The organism is Actinomyces timonensis DSM 23838, from assembly GCF_000295095.1.
Lineage (GTDB): Bacteria > Actinomycetota > Actinomycetes > Actinomycetales > Actinomycetaceae > Actinomyces > Actinomyces timonensis.
Genome location: NZ_JH806632.1, coordinates 1,336,068 through 1,353,885, shown reverse-complemented (window position 1 = coordinate 1,353,885; position 17,818 = coordinate 1,336,068). Strand labels below are relative to the sequence as shown.

General features: G+C 70.6%; 17 protein-coding genes. 9 read left to right on the top strand and 8 right to left on the bottom strand.

Features of this window, described 5'->3' with window-relative positions:
• The first annotated feature begins 52 nt into the window (after positions 1-52).
• A complete protein-coding gene (locus A1QA_RS0106035) occupies positions 53-784 on the top strand; it encodes an HAD family hydrolase (RefSeq protein ID WP_017178023.1) in 732 nt (243 codons plus the stop codon).
• 21 nt (positions 785-805) lie between these two features.
• The gene (locus tag A1QA_RS0106030) at positions 806-1,609 is read left to right on the top strand and encodes a glycerophosphodiester phosphodiesterase family protein (protein ID WP_082181137.1); all 804 of its coding nucleotides are present in this window, start codon (positions 806-808) and stop codon (positions 1,607-1,609) included.
• 586 nt (positions 1,610-2,195) lie between these two features.
• Here the strand turns inward: A1QA_RS0106030 and A1QA_RS0106025 are convergent.
• A complete protein-coding gene (locus tag A1QA_RS0106025) occupies positions 2,196-4,946 on the bottom strand; it encodes an ATP-dependent Clp protease ATP-binding subunit (protein WP_017178021.1) in 2,751 nt (916 codons plus the stop codon).
• 242 nt (positions 4,947-5,188) lie between these two features.
• Between A1QA_RS0106025 and A1QA_RS0106020 the strand changes: the two genes are divergently transcribed.
• The 7 genes from A1QA_RS0106020 to A1QA_RS0105990 all read left to right on the top strand — a co-directional run bounded on the left by A1QA_RS0106020 (position 5,189) and on the right by A1QA_RS0105990 (position 9,701).
• The gene (locus A1QA_RS0106020) at positions 5,189-5,911 is read left to right on the top strand and encodes a hypothetical protein (RefSeq protein ID WP_017178020.1); all 723 of its coding nucleotides are present in this window, start codon (positions 5,189-5,191) and stop codon (positions 5,909-5,911) included.
• A 161-nt stretch (positions 5,912-6,072) separates the two neighbouring features.
• The gene (locus tag A1QA_RS14965; RefSeq protein ID WP_154652248.1) at positions 6,073-7,020 is read left to right on the top strand and encodes a hypothetical protein; all 948 of its coding nucleotides are present in this window, start codon (positions 6,073-6,075) and stop codon (positions 7,018-7,020) included.
• Positions 7,021-7,432: 412 nt separating this feature from the next.
• A complete protein-coding gene (locus tag A1QA_RS0106010; RefSeq protein WP_154652247.1) occupies positions 7,433-7,954 on the top strand; it encodes a hypothetical protein in 522 nt (173 codons plus the stop codon).
• Positions 7,955-8,137: 183 nt separating this feature from the next.
• Positions 8,138-8,509: a hypothetical protein gene (locus A1QA_RS0106005; RefSeq protein ID WP_017178017.1), complete on the top strand. Its 372-nt coding sequence runs from the start codon at positions 8,138-8,140 to the stop codon at positions 8,507-8,509.
• Entirely contained in the window at positions 8,506-8,709 is a 204-nt protein-coding gene (locus A1QA_RS0106000) for a helix-turn-helix domain-containing protein (RefSeq protein ID WP_017178016.1), read from the top strand. The genes A1QA_RS0106005 and A1QA_RS0106000 overlap by 4 nt, the downstream gene beginning before the upstream one ends.
• 174 nt (positions 8,710-8,883) lie before the next feature.
• A complete protein-coding gene (locus tag A1QA_RS0105995; protein ID WP_017178015.1) occupies positions 8,884-9,309 on the top strand; it encodes an MmcQ/YjbR family DNA-binding protein in 426 nt (141 codons plus the stop codon).
• Positions 9,310-9,476: 167 nt separating this feature from the next.
• On the top strand, positions 9,477-9,701 hold the full coding sequence (locus A1QA_RS0105990) for an Rv0909 family putative TA system antitoxin (protein WP_017178014.1): 225 nt from the start codon (positions 9,477-9,479) through the stop codon (positions 9,699-9,701).
• Positions 9,702-9,869: 168 nt separating this feature from the next.
• Here the strand turns inward: A1QA_RS0105990 and A1QA_RS0105985 are convergent, their stop codons facing one another.
• From A1QA_RS0105985 to A1QA_RS0105955, 7 genes are all read right to left on the bottom strand, one after another.
• A complete protein-coding gene (locus A1QA_RS0105985) occupies positions 9,870-10,709 on the bottom strand; it encodes an alpha/beta fold hydrolase (RefSeq protein WP_017178013.1) in 840 nt (279 codons plus the stop codon).
• Positions 10,702-11,331 (bottom strand): DUF998 domain-containing protein, encoded by a 630-nt coding sequence (locus A1QA_RS0105980; RefSeq protein ID WP_017178012.1) that lies wholly within the window; start codon positions 11,329-11,331, stop codon positions 10,702-10,704. The genes A1QA_RS0105985 and A1QA_RS0105980 overlap by 8 nt, the downstream gene beginning before the upstream one ends.
• Entirely contained in the window at positions 11,328-14,540 is a 3,213-nt protein-coding gene (gene lysX, locus A1QA_RS0105975) for a bifunctional lysylphosphatidylglycerol synthetase/lysine--tRNA ligase LysX (RefSeq protein ID WP_017178011.1), read from the bottom strand. The genes A1QA_RS0105980 and lysX overlap by 4 nt, the downstream gene beginning before the upstream one ends.
• Positions 14,541-14,765: 225 nt before the next feature.
• A complete protein-coding gene (locus A1QA_RS13735; RefSeq protein WP_043508019.1) occupies positions 14,766-15,233 on the bottom strand; it encodes a hypothetical protein in 468 nt (155 codons plus the stop codon).
• Between the two features lie 174 nt (positions 15,234-15,407).
• Complete coding sequence (locus A1QA_RS0105965) at positions 15,408-15,860, bottom strand: heat shock protein transcriptional repressor HspR (RefSeq protein WP_017178009.1); 453 nt, start codon at positions 15,858-15,860, stop codon at positions 15,408-15,410.
• Positions 15,857-16,894 carry a DnaJ C-terminal domain-containing protein gene (locus tag A1QA_RS0105960; RefSeq protein ID WP_017178008.1) on the bottom strand — a complete coding sequence of 346 codons (1,038 nt, stop codon included), beginning with the start codon at positions 16,892-16,894 and terminating at the stop codon, positions 15,857-15,859. The genes A1QA_RS0105965 and A1QA_RS0105960 overlap by 4 nt, the downstream gene beginning before the upstream one ends.
• A gap of 162 nt (positions 16,895-17,056) precedes the next feature.
• The gene (locus A1QA_RS0105955; RefSeq protein ID WP_017178007.1) at positions 17,057-17,713 is read right to left on the bottom strand and encodes a nucleotide exchange factor GrpE; all 657 of its coding nucleotides are present in this window, start codon (positions 17,711-17,713) and stop codon (positions 17,057-17,059) included.
• Positions 17,714-17,818 lie beyond the last annotated feature (105 nt).

Genomic DNA, 17,818 nt, shown 5'->3' with positions numbered 1-17,818 from the left:
ACGATGCCACAGGGCGGCCCCACGGGCGCGCGGCGCGCGCTACGCTCATGGGATGGCGGTCACAGTCCCTCCCTCCCGTCCCCCCTCCCTCCCCGGCTTCACGATCCGAGCGGTCCTGTGGGACATGGACGGCACGCTCATGGACTCGCAGCCGTTCTGGGACGAGTCCTTCATCGCCCGCACGCGCGACGCCGGGGGGACCCCCACCCCGGCGATCGTGGAGCGCCTGACCGGTGCCTCCATCGAGACGGCACGGCACCTCATCGCCGCCACCGGCGCCGTCGCCGACTGGCGGGACCCTGCTGCAGCGGATCTCTTCGCCACCATCGCCGACGACGTCGCGGCGCGGGTGGCGGCCTCCCCTCCCCTGCTCCCGGGCGCCGAGCGCATCACCTCGGCCTTGGCCCAGATCGGGGTGGCGCAGGCGATCGTGTCCGCCTCTCCCCGCAGGATCGTCGAGAGCGTGGCGCGCGCACTGGGCGATGTGTTCGCCGTGACGGTCACGGGGGACGACGGCGCGGGAGCGAAGCCCGACCCCCTCCCCTACGCCACGGCGGTCGAGAGGCTCGGCCTGGCCCCCGCGGACTGCGTCGTCGTGGAGGACTCGGCGACGGGCGCGGCCTCGGCCCGCTCCAATGGGATCCATGTGGTGCAGATCGGAGCGACCAAGGTATTCCCCGCCGACCCCGGGCTCGTTGTCGTGCCGGACCTTGCCTCGATCACGCCGCATCTGCTGCTGTGGGCCGAGCGAGAAGATCCGGCGCTCTCGCGAGAGCGGCCATGAGCGCGCGGGCGCGATGGGGCCATGAGCCCCTGCCCTGCCCCCGGCCGGTGCCGGAGGGCAGCCGAATGGTCCTGGGCCATCGGGGCGTCCCTTTCCCTCGCGCCTGAGAACACGCTCTCGTCGATCCGTCAGGCCGCGCGGGCGGGGGCCACCTGGGTGGAGATCGATGTGGATGTCCTCGGTGACGGCACTCCCATCGTCATCCACGACTCCTCACTGGACCGCACCACCAACCGCAGCGGGCCCTACGACCACCTGTCCCAGGCGGACCTGCACGGGATCGACGCCGGCTCGTGGTTCATCGCCGAGGACGGCTCGCGCCCCTATTCCGGCGAGCCGCTGCCCACGCTGGGGCAGGTCCTGGAGATGGTCGCCGCGGAGGGCCTGAGCGTCAATGTGGAGATGAAGCCCTGTGAGGCGGGGGCCAGGGTGTGCGCGGAGCTCGTCGACGCCGTCGCGAGGCATCTGGATCAGTTCGCCGCCACGGCTCCGGGGAGCCAGGCGGTGGCCTCCTCCTTCAACCCTCTCCTCCTGGATCGCCTGGGCCGGCGCCGCCCGGCCACGCGGCTCGCGCTTCTCATGGCGGCGGGCATGCCCACCGGGGCCTGGCGCTCCTACGCGGAGATGCTGGGGGTCGAGGCGATCAACCCAGCCGATGAGGGCCTGGAGCGCGCCCTGGTCGAGGAGATCCGCGCGTTGGGCTACGGGGTCAATGTCTGGACCATCAATTCGCCCCAGCGCGCGGAGGAGCTCTTCTCATGGGGGGTCTCCGGCATATTCACCGACCGGATCCACGAGTTCGGACACCTCGTTACGGAAATGTGATCCCATGGGCGCAACAGCCCCGATCTGGCGATTCTCCGCCGTTTTGAACCGATTGAGGAGCGACGAGGTCCCATTCCACGAGAACTTCCGAGACGCGAATGTGCTTCAGGGCCATCACGTCGCATATGATGACGCCGTCGGGAAACGCCCCGGCACGAGGAGATCAGGGACTCCGATGACATGCCGCGGCGTTCGGGACCCGCGCGATTCAGGGACCGCGCCCCCGTACCCGACCGGGGCCCCGCACCGTGTTGAGGTGCGGGGCCCCCTTTTCGCTCCCCAGGGAGAACACATGCGAATCAGGGCATGCGACACACGACTCTTTGGAGTCGTCTCTCACATTAATAATAACGAAAAGATAACATCCTGAAACGCCTCTCGCTCTTAGTGGGATACCACCATTCTCATGGTCATCCGACATACATGGTCCACGTTCACCATCACCTATGATTCATACCCCACCGGGTGTCCTGATGATCGTTCGCATGGACTCTTTGTCGGGGCGCGAGGAGGCGCGCCACACACGCTATGCGCAGGGGCGCGCCCGGTCTTTTCCGGACCGGGCGCGCCCCATGATGCGGCGCCCTTACACGAGAGGCACCGAGGGGGCGCTCGACGCGCTCGGCACGCGCCCCCCGCCCACCGCCCGCAGCGCGAGGCCAGCGGCCGGCCCATCCAGGCTGAGATCGACGACGACCTCCTGGCCATCGAGGACCTCCCCCGCCAGGATGAGCCTGGCCAGGCGGTCCCCGATCTCCCTCTGGACGAGGCGGCGCAGGGGCCGTGCCCCGAAGGCGGGGTCGTAGCCCTCATCGGCCAGCCACTGGCGGGCGGCGTCAGTGACGGTGAGCGTGAGGCGGCGGTCCGCCAGGCGCTCCGACATCCGGGCCAGCTGGATCTCGACGATCCGGCCCAGCTCCTCCTTGGTGAGTGGGTCGAAGACGAGGGTGTCGTCGAGCCGGTTGAGGAACTCGGGCTTGAAGTGGGCGCGGACCTGTGTCATGACCTCGTCGCGCTTCTCCTCGGGGCTCAGCACAGGGTCGATGAGGAAATGCGAGCCGAGGTTGGAGGTGAGCACGAGGATCGTGTTGCGGAAGTCCACGGTGCGCCCCTGGCCGTCGGTGAGGCGGCCGTCGTCGAGCACCTGGAGGAGCAGGTCGAAGACCTCCGGGTGGGCCTTCTCCACCTCATCGAGCAGCACCACGGAGTAGGGGCGGCGCCGCACGGCCTCGGTGAGCTGGCCGCCCTCCTCGTAGCCGACATACCCGGGAGGGGCGCCGACGAGCCGGGCCACCGAGTGCTTCTCGGAGTACTCCGACATATCGAGGCGCACGATGGCGCGCTCGTCGTCGAAGAGGAAGTCAGCGAGCGACTTCGCGAGCTCGGTCTTGCCCACGCCCGTGGGGCCGAGGAAGAGGAAGGAGGCGGTGGGGCGGTCCGGGTCGGACACGCCTGCCCGCGAGCGCCGCACGGCGTCGCACACCGCGGCGACCGCGGTCTTCTGCCCGATGAGGCGCTCCCCGATGACCTCCTCCATGTGGAGCAGCTTGGCGGACTCGCCCTGGAGCAGCCGGCCCACGGGGATGCCCGTCCAGGCCGCGACAACCTCGGCGATCTCGGCGGCGCCGACCTTCTCGACGATCATCGGCTCGGCGGCCGCAGCGGTTCCCCGCGCGACGCCGTCGGGGCCGGCCACGGCGGAGGCGGACTCGGCGGCCTCGGCCTGCCGGATCTGCTCCTCCAGGGAGGGCATCTCCCCGTACCTCAGGCGACCGGCCTCCTCGAAGCGCCCCTCGCGCTCGGCGAGGTCGGCCTTGGTGCGCAGTTCGTCGAGGGCGGCGCGCAGCTCGCCGATGCGGTTGTGCCCGGCCTTCTCGGCCTCCCAGCGGGCGGTCAGTCCGGCGAGCTCCTCCGAGGCGTCGGCGAGCTCGGCGCGCAGGCGCTCGAGGCGCTCGCGGTCGGCCGCGGCCTCCACGGACTCGGGGGCGCTGGGGGTCCCGGAGTCGGCCTCACCGGCTCCCAGCGACTCGGCGAGGTAGGACTCCTCCATGCGCATGCGGTCCACGCGGCGGCGCAGGGCGTCGATCTCCTCGGGGCTGGAGTCGAGCTCCATGCGCAGGCGGGAGGCCGCCTCGTCGACGAGGTCGATGGCCTTGTCGGGAAGCTGGCGCCCGGTGATGTAGCGGTCGGACAGGGCGGCGGCGGCCACGAGGGCGCCGTCGGAGATCGTCACCTGGTGGTGGGCCTCGTACTTGGGCGCGATGCCGCGCAGGATGGCGACGGTGTCGGCCACGCTGGGCTCGTCGACGAGGACCTGCTGGAAGCGGCGCTCCAGGGCGGGGTCCTTCTCAATGCGCTCGCGGTACTCATCGAGCGTGGTAGCGCCGACGAGGCGGAGCTCGCCGCGGGCGAGCATGGGCTTGAGCATGTTGCCGGCGTCCATCGCGCCCTCAGAGCCGCCGCCAGCGCCGACGACGGTGTGCAGCTCGTCGATGAAGGTGATGACCTCGCCGTCGGAGTCCTTGATCTCCTTAAGGACCGCCTTGAGGCGCTCCTCGAACTCGCCACGGTACTTGGCACCGGCGACCATCCCGGCCAGGTCGAGGGCGATGAGGCGCTTGCCGCGCAGGGAGTCGGGGACGTCGCCGGCGACGATGCGCTGGGCCAGGCCCTCGACGACGGCGGTCTTGCCGACACCAGGCTCGCCGATGAGGACGGGGTTGTTCTTCGTGCGGCGCGACAGGACCTGCACGAGGCGGCGGATCTCGGCATCCCGGCCGATGACGGGGTCGAGCTTGCCCTCGCGGGCGGCCTCGGTGAGGTCGGAGCCGTACTTCTCGAGGGTCTTGTAGGTGCCCTCGGGGTTGGGGGAGGTGACGCGGGCGCCGCCGCGCAGGGCGGGCAGGGCGGCGCGCAGGGCCTCGGCGGTGGCGCCCTCCTCCCGCAGGAGGGAGGCGACGGCGTCGCTGGGGTTGCCGGCGGCCAGTCCGATGAGGAGCATCTCGGCTGAGATGTAGTCATCCCCGGCGGCCTTGGCCTCATGGGAGGCGGCCTCGAGGGCGGCGAGCAGGGCGCGCGAGGGCTGGGGCTGGGAGACGGTGGAGCCCGAGGACGCGGGCAGGGAGGTGAGGACGCGGCGGCAGGCGGCGCCGATGCGCTGGCGCCAGGCCGGGTCCTGGTTGACCGCGGCGAGCAGGGCGAGGGCGGTGGAGTCCTCGGAGCCGAGGAGCTCGGCGAGCAGGTGGGCGGTGTCCACCTGGGGGTTGCCCGCGGCGGCGGCCGCCTGCATCGCCCCGGAGATCGCCTCCTGGGAGCGAGTGGTGTAGTTGGTGTCCATATGGTTCTCCTTGGGATGTCATGCCTGGTGGGCGGGTCTGTGCGGGAGGGCCCAGCGCGCGGGCCGCTCCCTCCAGGCACCTCAACCGCCGACGAGTTGAGTCTATTCCACTCAACTTTCGTAGGCGCCGAGGCTCCTGCGTGATGGGGAGAACTCCACAGGCCTTCTTGTCAAGATGTCGGAGTAGCTGCTGCGTGGAGGGGGTTATGGTGGACACACGTCGTTACACCAAGGAGATTCTCATGAAGACGACCCGCTCCCTCGCCGCCGTCGCGGTGCTCGCGCTGGCGCTGCCGCTCGCAGCCTGCTCCTCCGACAGCTCCAAGGACTCTGGCTCCGCAGAGACCACGACAGCCACCACCGCAGAGGCCTCGACAGCCACCACCGCAGAGGCCTCGACAGCCGCCCCGTCATCCGGTGCATCCATGGCCGCGACCGTGACCGATGGCCAGGAGGCAAAAGCCCCAACAGCCGGCATCACCTTCCTCGCACCCAGCGACTGGACGGTCATCTCCGACCCGGCCAACCTCGACGAGGCCGCTCTGAGCGCTGCCGCGGAGGCGATGGGCCAGGATCCGACGACCTTCAAGAACACCATGAAGCAGGTCGACCTGATCGTTTCGAGCAAGGAGGCCAAGTCGATCGGATCCCTCCCCTACGCCGACAACATCGTCGTGGCGCGTCAGGCCTACCCCGAGTCCCAGGTCCCTACGGATGAGGCATCCGCGACCACGTTCGCCAAGGCGACCGGCGCCAACAACATGACGAAGTATGAGAAGATCGGCACTGCTAACGGTGACGCCACCGTCATCCGCTACGACATGACGATTCAGGACGGCACGGGCTACGGTGCTGTGATCTTCGCCCCCGCCTCCGGCGGCAACTACGCGGGCATCACCGTCTCCGCCACCGACCCGTCCACCGTTGACGAGCTCGTTGCCCGGGTCACCGGAAGCGTCAAGTGACGCTCTCGATCCTCTGAGCCTTTCTCTCCCGGAGGGCCCGCACCCGCCCCGACGCGCCTCTTCGGCGCGTCGGGGCGCGCCGTTCCAGCCACCCTCTGGCCGCTTGCCCACCCCCACTCGTCGTCGAGAGCCCCACCCCGCGCTTCCCCTAAGATCAGTGCATGTCCACCTACCCCCCGAATGGGCAGTATCCCGGGCAGTACCCGGGTCAATACCCTGGCCAGTACCCTGATCCATCCTCGCAGCCGCCCGCCCAGGCCTACCCGTATCCCGGCTACCAGCAGCCGGGATACGGCGGCGGCAACCAACCCGGGTACACGCCGTCGACGCAGGCCGGGAACCAGTTGGGAGCCCAGGGCCCCTTCCAGCCCATCGACGCCGCCTACGGCTACGGCTCCCCCGGCCAGCAGGGCCCCCAGCAGCCGAAGAAGAACACGGGGCTCATCGTGGGCATCGTCAGCGCCGTCGTTGTTGCCCTCATCGCCACCGGCGTCGGCGCCTTCGTCCTCATGCGCGGCGACGATGACTCCGACCCCAAGGCGGAAGCCACCGCGACCGCCACAAAGACCAGTCGCACCGAGCCCACTGAGGAGCCCACCCGCACCAGGCGACCCACGATGTTGGCGACCCCGAGCACATCACCGACCCCGAGCGCATCACCGGCAGAGACCATGACAGATCTCTCCGGCCCGGTCACCGGGCTCACCGTCCCTGTGCCGAGCACCTGGGTGAGCGGGACGGCGGGCGCGCCGGACCCCTCGGGGCTCCTCAAGGACACGAGCTACATGGATGCCTACGCGCATGACACGGCCGCGTTCGAGCGAGTCGAGATCGGGAACACGCCGCTTCCCAACCTCCCGGATCAGACCACGGTGAACGATGTCATCACCAAGGATGGCACTTCCACGCTCTCCTCCTACGAGGACATCTCCACGGCGAACGGAGCGGGGAAGGTGGCCTACTACACGAACGCCTCCGGTATCCCGGGATTCGGCTGCCTCCTATTCGTCCCAGCCAAGTCCGGCGCGGTCGCCGTGGTCGAGGTGATCGCACTGACCCCGGAGAAGGTCAAGGCTCGCATCACCCAAGTCGCCAACGGTCTTCGCTGATCGGTCGCGCAGCGCCAACCTCACCCACCACTGCGGGTGGGCCAGCCTCTGAGGAGGCGGGTCCACCCGCGCCGTCGTTCACGCGCCTCTCCGCCTCTCGCTCTGCGGCGAGTCGTCCCGGAGACAGTGGGTCCCACCGCGCCCCCACGCCTTACCACCACGACGACGCTCATCTAGCAATCACAGCATGTAAGCGCGGTTTCCTGATGGTCCACAGTCGGGCGATGGAACGGAGTACGGCACCGGCGGTCAGCCCGGCGACACGCCCTCGGCGCAGATCGCCACCCAGCCGGGTGCGCAGGGCCCCTTCCCTCCCTTCGATCCCGCCTACGGTGACGGTGCCAACGGCGCTCCCAGCCAGCAGGGCCCCGGGCAGCCCAAGAAGCGCACCGGGCTCATCGTGGGCATCGTCGTGGGCGTCGTCGTCGCCCTCATCGCCGCTGGCGTCGGCGCCTTCCTCCTCATGCGCGGCGACGACTCCACGCAGGCGGAGGACATGACCAGTCTGACAAGCCAGAGCGTGGGCATCACGGTCTCCGTGCCGAGCACGTGGATCACCGGCGATGGCAGCGCCCCTGACCCCTCGGGCATCGTCGAGTACACGGAAGGCTTTGACGCCTATGCTCACGACGCCGATGAATCCCGGCAGGTGCGGATCGCCAAGGACCCTTTCCCTTACGTGCCGAATGGAGCGATGGCCAGGATGGTCACGGAAAGCCTCAACACGGTGGGAGTCACATCCTGCAGGAACATCGACACTCCGAATGGCACCGCGACCGTCGCCTACTTCATGAGCTACTCGAGCACGGTGTCGTACGGATCCATTGCGTTCATCCCAACAACCTCGGGCAGCGCGGCCACCGTGCTGATCGTCGCCCCCACGGAGGCCGACGCGACCGCGCTCACGAAGAGCATCGCCGCTTCCGCTCACTGAGCGCGACCACCAGGCCGAGGGACGACGGCGTTCATCGACGTCCTCGGGGAGGGGACGCCCATCCCGCGTGAGTACAACGGGCTCCTGACCTATGTCGGGCTCGATCGGGCGAAGGTCTACGCCTACTACACAGGGGCGCCAACGTGGAGCCTGGCCCTGGAAGCCGTTCTCATCATCGCGTACGTGGTGCTCGTCTTCCTCTGCGCCGTCGAGATCGGGCGGCTCGTGGCCCCCACCTCCCCGCACTGGCAGGGCAGGGGCACGCCGTGGGAGCGGATCGAGAGGGCTGCGCGGCGCGTGCGGCGGCTCGGCACGGCCGCGCTATTGGCGGCATGGGCTTTCGGGTACATGATCCCCGTCTCCTGGACACCCAAAGGGCACGGCTCATCACCGATGAGCGTCGGGGGCATCACCTTCATCGGGATCCTCGCCTCGGCCGTCGTCATCTGGGGGATGACGTACCTCGTGGCCGCCCTGACCCGACTCCATCACAGCAGCAAGGAGCTCCAAGCGGAGAACGCCTCGCTGCGCGAGGACACCGAGGGGCTCGTATGAGGGTGGTCTGCCACCTCGACGAGCTCCTGGCCGCGCGCGGCATGACGCTCGTCGAGCTCTCCGAGAGGGTCGGCGTGACCACCGTCAACCTCTCAGTGCTCAAGAACGACCGCGCCAAGGCCATCCGGTACTCCACCCTCGCCGCGATCTGCGAGGCCCTCGACTGCGGCGTCGGAGAGCTCCTGGAGGTCGTCGATTAAGGGATGGCCTGGCAGTCACCGGTGGTTGCCGCGAGCACCGGTGGGTGCGGTGAGCACCGAGAGGTGCGTTCTCACTGCACCCCTGGGTGCTAGGCGCACCCATCGGTGGAAAATGTCGCCGTCGGTGGAGAAGGTCGCCGTCGGCGCCCCGCACCCGCGTCCTACTCTTCTGGCATGACCGCCGCCGACCTCGCCCTGGACCGCGCCTCAGAGCTCCTCGAGTACGCCGCCACGCTCCCCGGGGCCTGGGTGGGGCACAAACCCGAGTGGGACACGAGCGTGGCGAGCATCGGCCCCAGGCTCTTCGCGCTGCTCCTCACCCACACCGATGGTCGGCTCATCGTCAACGTGAAGCTGGAGCCGGAGGACGCCGTCGCCGTGCGCCGCTCGATCCCCTGGACCGAGCCCGGCTTCCACCAGGCCAAGAAGCACTGGGTGAGCATCGACCTCACCGCGCCCGGCTACGAGGCCCCCACCGCCCACGAGCTCGTCGAGGACTCCTACCGACTCGTCCACTCGCTCCTCCCCCGGGCCGTCCGCGAGGCGCTGAGCCTGGCTGACGCCGCAGGGGAGCCTCCGCGCCCCACATGGCAGTGGTGATCCGGAGGCCTCGCCCAAGCCAGGCACCGGCCGATCCGGAGCACCCATTCGCACTTCCCGCGACATGGCAGCGACGTGGTCAGTTTGCCCTATGGGACTGTGTCTGATTCCATCATGTCAGGCACGCGCCGCCCGGCGCGGTGTCCCCCGACGGAAGGGATCACATCATGGGAATCGATGACCTCAAGGACAAGGCCGGCGACCTCGCCGGCAAGGCTGGCGACCTGGCGGGCAAGGCCGGCGAGGCGCTCAAGAGCGACAAGGCCGAGGGCGTCAGCGACAAGGTCCTCGGTGCCGCGGCTGGTGCCGCCAAGAAGGTCACCGGCGGCAAGTTCGACGAGAAGATCGACTCCGCCGTCGAGGCCGCCGACTCCAAGATCGGCAACGAGTGACACCCAGCGGCGCAGCGACGCCGACCCGCTCGCGCTGATGAGCACGGCGGCCCAGCCGCCAGAACGTGGGGCCCCCGCGCACGACGTGCGGGGGCCCCACGCGCGCTGCGGGCGGTGGCGCGAGGGCCGGCCGTGCGGAGTACTCCGTACTCCGCACGCGCGGCGGCGCTATGCCTCGGGCGCGGCGGCCGTGCCGAGGTCGTCGACGGCCCGGGCGATCTCCTCGGGCGCATCGAGCATCATGAGGTGGCGCGACTGCGGCACCCGCCTGATCTCCAGATGGGAGAAGGCGGCCTCGAGAGTCTCCTCCTGGCCCGCTGGGTGGAAGGGCTTGCCCTCCAGGAGGATCGCGGGCGCCGCCGCGGGCGCCGCCTGCTCAGCCCGTAGCGCGGCAAGATCGGCGGCCTGGCCTCCGTAGGAGGCGAGCTCCGCAGCCGAGGCGGCCAGCGCCTCGGGGGTGTCGTGGCAAGCGCGCCACAGCTCGTCGTCGAGGGCCTCAGGATGGGAGGTCTCGTGGCGCATCCCGTAGCGGATCGCGGCCGCCGCCACGCGGCGCACGGGCTCGGCCCGGACCGCCGAGCCCAGCGCGCGAGCGATGCTCGCGGCCCCCGCGCGGCGCAGCCTGCCGGAGTGGGCGCTCGCCTCCACCGCCGGGTCGGCGAGGACGATCCCGCTGACCGCCTGCGGGTGCAGGCGCGCCAGCGCCTCGGCCTGGAAGGAGGACATGGAGTGGGCGACGACGATCGCCGGGGCGTCGTCGCCGATGATCCGGGAGAGGATGCGCGCCTCCTGGCGCAGATCGGGGAGGCCATCGTTGACGGTGCCGCAGCGGCCCGGGCGGTCGACGGCGATGATGGCGCGACCCGGCAGGGCCTCGACGACGGCGTCCCAGGCCACCGAGGCCAGCCCGCACCCGTTGAGAAGGACGACGGCGGGCCCGCCGCCCGGGCGGCGGTAGACGGTGTGCTCGGCGAGCCGGGCCTCCCACCGGTCCTGCGCGTCAGTCATGTTGCTCCTGGGGTAGGTGCCATGCCAGGTAGGCGATCCATAGTGAGCATAGGAGGATCTGGATGATCTGGATAGGTCCCTGCGCGCCTCGGAGCACATAGGGCGCGGCCACGCTGGACAGCAGCAGCGCGCTCACCACTCCAGCCAGCCAGGCCACCTGCCGGGCGAGCCGGGTCCATCCGCTGCGGGCCGCGAGCGCCAGGGCGACGAACGCGATCATGGCGACCTGCGCCGTCGAGGTGATGACCGAGGCGGCCTCATGGAAATGCCTCTGGAGGCTCGGCGTGGCGGCGCAGGCGGCGTCCCGGCTCTCCGCGCAGGGCAGCTTGAAGATGACATCGAGGGCCGTGCCCAGCGCCACCCCGGCCAGGGCGACGGCGAGGCGCCGGGACCAGGGCTGCCCGAGCCAAGCCTCCCAGCCCCGCCAGCCCGTGAGGGCGATGATCGCGAAGACGGCGGCCGCGGCGATGTCGGCGGCGCGGAAGAACCAGGCGAAGGGCTGGTCGGCGGCGGCGAGCTCGGAGAGGTAGCCGAGGAGGGCGTCAGGGCTGCCGTTGAGGGGCCAGGCCAGCCAGGTGTTGTAGAGGACGACGGCGCTGAGGGCCAGAACCCAGCGTCTCACCGGCCCGGCCTGACCAGTGGGAAGGCGATGGTCTCGCGGATCGAGGCTCCCGTGAGCATCATGACGAGGCGGTCGAGGCCCATGCCCAGGCCGCCCGAGGGGGGCATGCCCTGCTCGAGGGCCGCCAGGAAGGCCTCGTCGAGCTCCATCGCCTCCAGGTCGCCGCCAGCCGCGGCCAGGGACTGCGCGGTCAGGCGCTCGCGCTGGATGACAGGGTCGACCAGTTCGGAGTAGGCCGTGCCGACCTCGGAGCCGAAGATGATGAGGTCCCAGCGCTCCGCCAGGCGCGGATCGCTCCGGTGCTGGCGGGTCAGCGGCGAGGTCTCGGCTGGGAAGTCGGAGAAGAAGGTCGGCTCCACCGTGGTTCCCTCGGCCAGGTGCTCGTAGAGCTCCTGCATCATCGTGCCCCAGCCCCACTTGGGGTCGTAGGGCATGTCGATGCGGTCCGCGTGGCGACGCAGCTCGGCCACCGGCGTCTCGGTGCCGACCTCCTCACCGAGCCCGGTTGAGACCGCCTCGGCGATCGTGACGGTGCGCCAGGGGGCGGCGAGATCGATCTCGTGCTCGACGCCGTCGACGCTGCCGCGCACGATGGTCGATCCGGTCGCGGCGCGGGAGGCCGCGATGACCATGTCCCGCATGACGTCCTTCATGATGGTGTAGTCGGCATGGGCCTGGTAGGCCTCGAGCATCGTGAACTCGGGGTTGTGGGTGGCGTCGGCGCCCTCGTTGCGGAAGTTGCGGCCGATCTCGAAGACCCTCCCCATGCCGCCGACCATGAGGCGCTTGAGGTACAGCTCGGGGGCGATCCGCAGGTAGAGGTCGAGGTCGTAGGCATTGATGTGGGTGCGGAAGGGACGGGCGTTGGCGCCGCCGTGGACCGGCTGGAGGATCGGTGTCTCCACTTCCAGGTAGTCCCGGCCCAGCAGGGTGTCGCGCACGGCCTGGATCGCCGCTGAGCGGGAGCGAACCATCTCGCGCTGGCGCTGGTTGACGATGAGGTCCACGTGACGCAGGCGCACGCGCGCCTCGGGGTTCTGGATGCCCCGGCGCTTGTCCGGCAGGGGGCGCAGCGCCTTGGAGGTCATCATCCAGGAGTCGGCGAGCTGGCTGCGCGTCCCGGTGCGCGAGGCCCCGATCGTTCCGGGGACGGCGATCTGGTCGCCCCCGCGCACGAGGCGTCGGAAGGAGGCGAGGGACTGGGCGCCAGCGCGCCCGGACTCCAGGATGATCTGGAGGTCGCCGCTGGCGTCGCGCATGGTGGCGAAGATGACGCCGCCGTGGTCGCGGATCGTGAGCACCCGCCCGGCCACGGTGCAGGGGCCGTCGGCGGTGGCGCACTCGGCGTCGACTCCCACCGACGCGGGGTAGGGCTCGATCCCCTCGGCGAGCATGGCCTCGCGGGTGGCGGCGCGGGCCACGAGCTGGTCGGAGTGCTTGGGCTCGGGGCGCGCGACCGTCGATCCGGCACTGGCGGCCAGGAGCGCCGCCGACTCCTCCGCGCTGCGCCGGTCCTGGTCGGGCACGGGGCACAGCCACCGGGGCGCGTTGACGAAGCCCTCCGCGATGCCCATGGCCGCGGCGACCCGGGTGAAGTCGCTGGGCTCTGGGTAGCAGATGAGGCGCGGCACCCATTCGGGTTCGTACTTGGCATTGGAGCGGTAGAGGGCCTCGAGCTGCCACCAGCGGGAGGCGAAGAGGAGAACTCGCCGCCAGAGCCTCTGGATGGGACCGGCGCCGATCCGCGAGCCCTCGGTGAAGGCCGAGCGGAAGACGGCGAAGTTGAGGGAGACGCGGTGGATGCCGAGCTCGCGGCCGTCGTTCATGAGAGCGGACACCATCAGCTCGGTGACGCCGTTGTCCACCTGGGGGTGGCGGCGCATGACGTCGAGGCTGGCGCCGTCGGCGCCCCAGGGTGCGAAGGAGAGGAGCCCGGCGATCGTCCCGCGCTCGTCGCCCTCGGGGAAGAGGGCCTCCACCATGACGCACTCGCCGTCGGAGGGGTCGGCGAAGCGGCCCAGCGCCATCGAGAAGCCGCGCTCGGGCTCGCCGTCGAGCCAGTGCCCGGCCAGGCGGGCGAGGTGCTCCAGCTCGCCGACGGGGATCGAGGAGTGCCGACGGATCCGGGTGGTGTAGCCGAGCTCGGTGAGCTTGACGACGGCGCGGCGCACCTCGGGCAGGTTGTTGATGGCGAACGAGGCGGTGGACAGGACCGCCTCATCGCCCAGGCGCAGTGCGCGCAGCCCGGCCTCGGTGTAGGCGCGCGCGCCGGCCTCGGAGGCGCCGATGACGGCGGGCACCCAGCCGTAGGACTCGGCGTGCCGTTTGAAGGCCAGGGCGGAGGAGGCCCAGCTGGCGGGATCGCCGAGGGGATCGCCGGAGGCGAGCGCGACGCCCAGGCCGACCCGGTAGACGACCCCGCCGTGCTCGCAGAGGAACGCGGACTTGTCCCGCCGGGTGGCGAAGTATCCGAGGGAGTCGGAGGGGTGGGCCGCGAGGAGCTCGCGCACACGCATCTCCTCGTCGACGGTGAGGCGGGCCTCGCTGCGCTGGGAGCGCAGCAGGACGGCGAAGGCGGCGAGGAGGCTGAGGGCGAGCCCGAGGCCGACGAGCGCGAAAACCCACTCGGGCACGGGCGAGGGCTCGGATCGATTGGCGACGAGCTCGAGGAGGAAGCGCTTGGCCTGCCTCCAGCCGACACCCGTGTAGAGGAAGGAGCCGAGGATCCCGAGCTGTAGGACGATGGCGATGCCGACGATGAGGACAAGGATGACGCGACCCGAATTGCCCCGCGGGGACCGCACGCTGAAGGCCTTCCGGTGGCGCACGAGCAGGATGAGGAGCGCCACGAGCGTCAGCAGGTTGACGAGGAGCGGCCATCTAGCGTCGGGGACCGCGAGGTTGTCGGGGGCCATGTGGAGCGAGGCGAGCAGCCCCGTGAAGGCGAGCGCGCTGAAGGCGACGCCGATGAGCATGATGATCCATGCCGCGCGCTTGCGCCGGGCGATGCCCGAGCCGAGCAGGAGCAGGAGGACGGCTGAGACCCAGTCGACGATCGGCAGGGGGATGAGCCAGGTGAGGACGATGTCCATCGCCTTGCCGAGGCCCGGAACTGAGGACAGCGAGGTGCTGTTGAGCAGGGAGAGGATGCCTGCGGTGAAGAGGTAGCGGGACAGGAAGCGGACGGCGAAGGCGGAACGGTTGGTCACAGCCGTCCTCCTGAGGGAGTGGGGCGGGGATCAGAGAGCATGGGGTGATTCTCCCCCAAGGCGGCAGCGGCCCCCTCATCCGCGAGGCCGAGGCGCTTCAGTGGCCGCTCAGCCGCCCGGCGTAGAGAGGGCTGCCCCACCCCGAGAGACGGAGTGGGGCAGCCTTGCGGCGCAAGCGTCATCATGTGTGACGAGCCATCTCGCACCCGTGGGGCGCGGTACGGCTCAGGCGCGCGGGACGCCGTGACGCGCGATGTCGAGGAGGGTGCGCAGAGTCACGAGGGCGAACAGCGAGACGCCCAGGCCGCCGATGCCGCGGGTGAAGATGACGTCCCACCAGCTGACGGTGAAGAACTTCGTGCTCCCGGAGGAGCCGAGATCGATCCCCGTCGCGGCGTCGATCAGGCCAGCGAGGAAGAACATGGCCCAGGCGACGAGCACGCCGATAACGGCGAACTGCATGATCTGCTTACCGCTCTTGACCGCGAACTCCGACGTGCCGTCGAGGAGGGTGCTGAACATCGAGCCGCCCGCGGGGTTGGCGGGGCCGGGCTGGCCGGGCATCTGCTGGCCCGGGGCATACTGCGCCGGCTGGGGCTGCTGGTACTGGGCCTGGTACCCACCGGGGACTCCGGGCGCGGAGGGCGCGGACTGCGGGTTGTAGGGCTGGCCGGGTGTCATCGGCTGAGACATTGTGGGATCTCCTTGATAGGGGTGACTGACTCAGACTACAAGGTCATTGGATGGTCATGGCATGACGCTCCGCACAGCGTCCGTGGGTGAATGTCTGTGGAAGCTGAGGGTTTCCCTTCCCAGACACGAGAACATTCGCCCAGGTGGGGGCCTATTTTTCCCGCGCGGCGCGCCTCAACGCCTCTGTGCGCCTGGTGCCTGCCGCTCAATCCGGATGGGGTGGCCTCCCCTGGACGGCACGACCTGGACCTCGCCGTCGGCAGCCGCGGCGAAGACCCTCTCGACGGCGGCTTGCCTCAGGCGCAGGAGCCGGTTCTCCCCCTCCAGCTCCTCCAGGCGGGATTCGAGGTCGAGGATGCGGGCGATGCCCTCCAGGTTGACGCCCTCCTGGCTGAGGGCCTGGATACGGCGCAGTTGCTCGACGTCGCGGTGGGAGTAGCGCCTCCCCCGCCCGGAGGTCCGGGCGGGGCTGACGAGGCCGAGGCGGTCGTACTGGCGCAGGGTCTGGGGGTGCATGCCGGCGAGCTCGGCGGCCACGGAGATGACATAGACAGCGCGGTCGGCGGCGTCGTCGGCGAGGAAGCCGAGTCCCTGGCCGGTGGCGCGCGAGGCTCGCCGGGCACTCATCTCGCGGCCTCGTCCCTCAGCGTGGCGCGCGGGTCAGTGCCCTCCATGGCGGCGTCGAAGTCCTGGAGGGCCTTCTTGGCGGCCTTCGAGAGCTTCTTGGGCACGGCGACCTCGATGGTGACGAGCAGGTCGCCGGTGCGCTTGGTGGTGGCGATGCCCGCGCCGGAGATCCGCATGACCGTCCCCGAGGGGGTCCCGGGCTTGATGCGGACCTTCTTGGTGGTCCCGTCCAGGAGCGGCACCTCGACGTCGGCGCCGAGCGCGGCCTCGGCCAGCGAGACGGGCAGGTCCATGCGCAGGTTGGCGCCGTCGATGGAGTAGACGGGGTGCTTGGCCACGGAGATCGTGACGATCATGTCCCCGTTGGGGCCCCCGTGGTTGCCGGGCCGGCCCTTGCCGGACAGACGGATCTTCTGGCCGTCGTGGACGCCGGCGGGGATGCGCACGGTCATGGTGCGCTTGTCCGCGGTGAGCTCCACGGTGGTGCCGGCCACGGCGTCGCGCAGGGACAGGGTGGCGGAGGTGAGGACGTCGGGGCCCTTGGTGGCCTCGGGCGTGCCGCCGAAGCCGCCGAATCCCCCGAAGTTGAAGGCACCGGGGCGGCCGTTCTTCCGGGTGGGACTGGGGGTGCCGCCGAACATGCGCAGGAGCTCGTCGAGATCGGGCTCGGCGCCGCCAGCGCCTCCCGCTCCGCCGGTGGAGAAGCGGACGTTGCCGCCCCCGCCGAACATGGAGGACAGGATGTCCTCGAAGCCGCCCCCGCCGCCGGTGCCCCCGGCGGTGAAGCGGGCGCCGCCGCCGGTCATGTTGCGGATGGCGTCGTACTGCTCGCGCTCCTTGGGGTCGGACAGGACCGCGTAGGCCTCGCCGACCTCCTTGAAGCGCTCAGCGGCGACGGCGTCGTCGGGGTTGCGATCGGGGTGGTACTGCTTGGCGAGCTTGCGGTACGCCTTCTTGATGGCCGCGGAGTCGGCGTCCTTGGCGACGCCGAGGACCGCGTAGAAGTCCTTGGTCATCCAGTCCTGGCTGGCCATGGGTCACCTCCTCCTTACTGGGGTGGTCGTTGGTTCGTTCCTTGTGTCTGGGTATCTGAGTGTCTGGGTGTCTGCCGCACGCGCGCCCGGGGCGGGTGGCGGGCGGCGGCGCGGGCCCGAGCGGGCCGGGCCCGCGCCGTCGGTATCGCCAGTGCTGCCGGCTCAGGCCGGGTTGGAGACCTGCACGCGGGCGGGCCGCACGACCCGCTCGCCGAGGCGGTAGCCGGGCTGGAGGACGAGGGCGATCGTCGGCTCGGTGACTTCGGTGGACTCCACGGCCATGAGCGCCTCGTGGATGGTGGGGTCGAAGGCCTCGCCGGCGGCGCCGAAGCGCTCCAGGGAGAACTTGTCCGCCAGGATCGACTCGAGCTTGGTCACCGTGGTCTCGAAGGGACCGGTGAGGTCGCCGTGCTGGCGGGCGAGCTCGGCCTCGTCGAGGACCGGGATGAGGGCCTCGACGACGCCGGCGGCGCCTGCCTCCTGGTGGCCCGCCACCGACTCGCGCGAGCGGCGCACGAAGCCCTGGTACTCCTGCTGGAGGTTGTACAGGTCCGCGCGGGCGCGGGCGAGCTCGTCGGTCAGGCGGGCGTTCTCGGCCTGGGCGGCCGCCAGGGGATCGGACTCATCCCCCGGGGCCTCCGAGCCCTGCGGCGCCTGGGCATCCGGGCCCGCCTGGGCCGTCTGCCCCGGGGCGCCCGCCGCCTGGGCGGCGCCGAGGTCGACGCCGTCGAAGGCGGATTCGACCTCCTCGGCCAGGCCCGGGTCGATGGGCTCGTGGCCGGCGCCGTCGCCCTCGGGAGCGGAAGCGCCGGTGCTCACTTGGACTCCTCGTCGTCGACGATCTCGGCGTCGACGATGTCCTCGTCCTTGCCGGAGGCCGCGCCGGTGGCGCCCGCGGAGGCGCCGGACTGGCTGGAGTCCGCA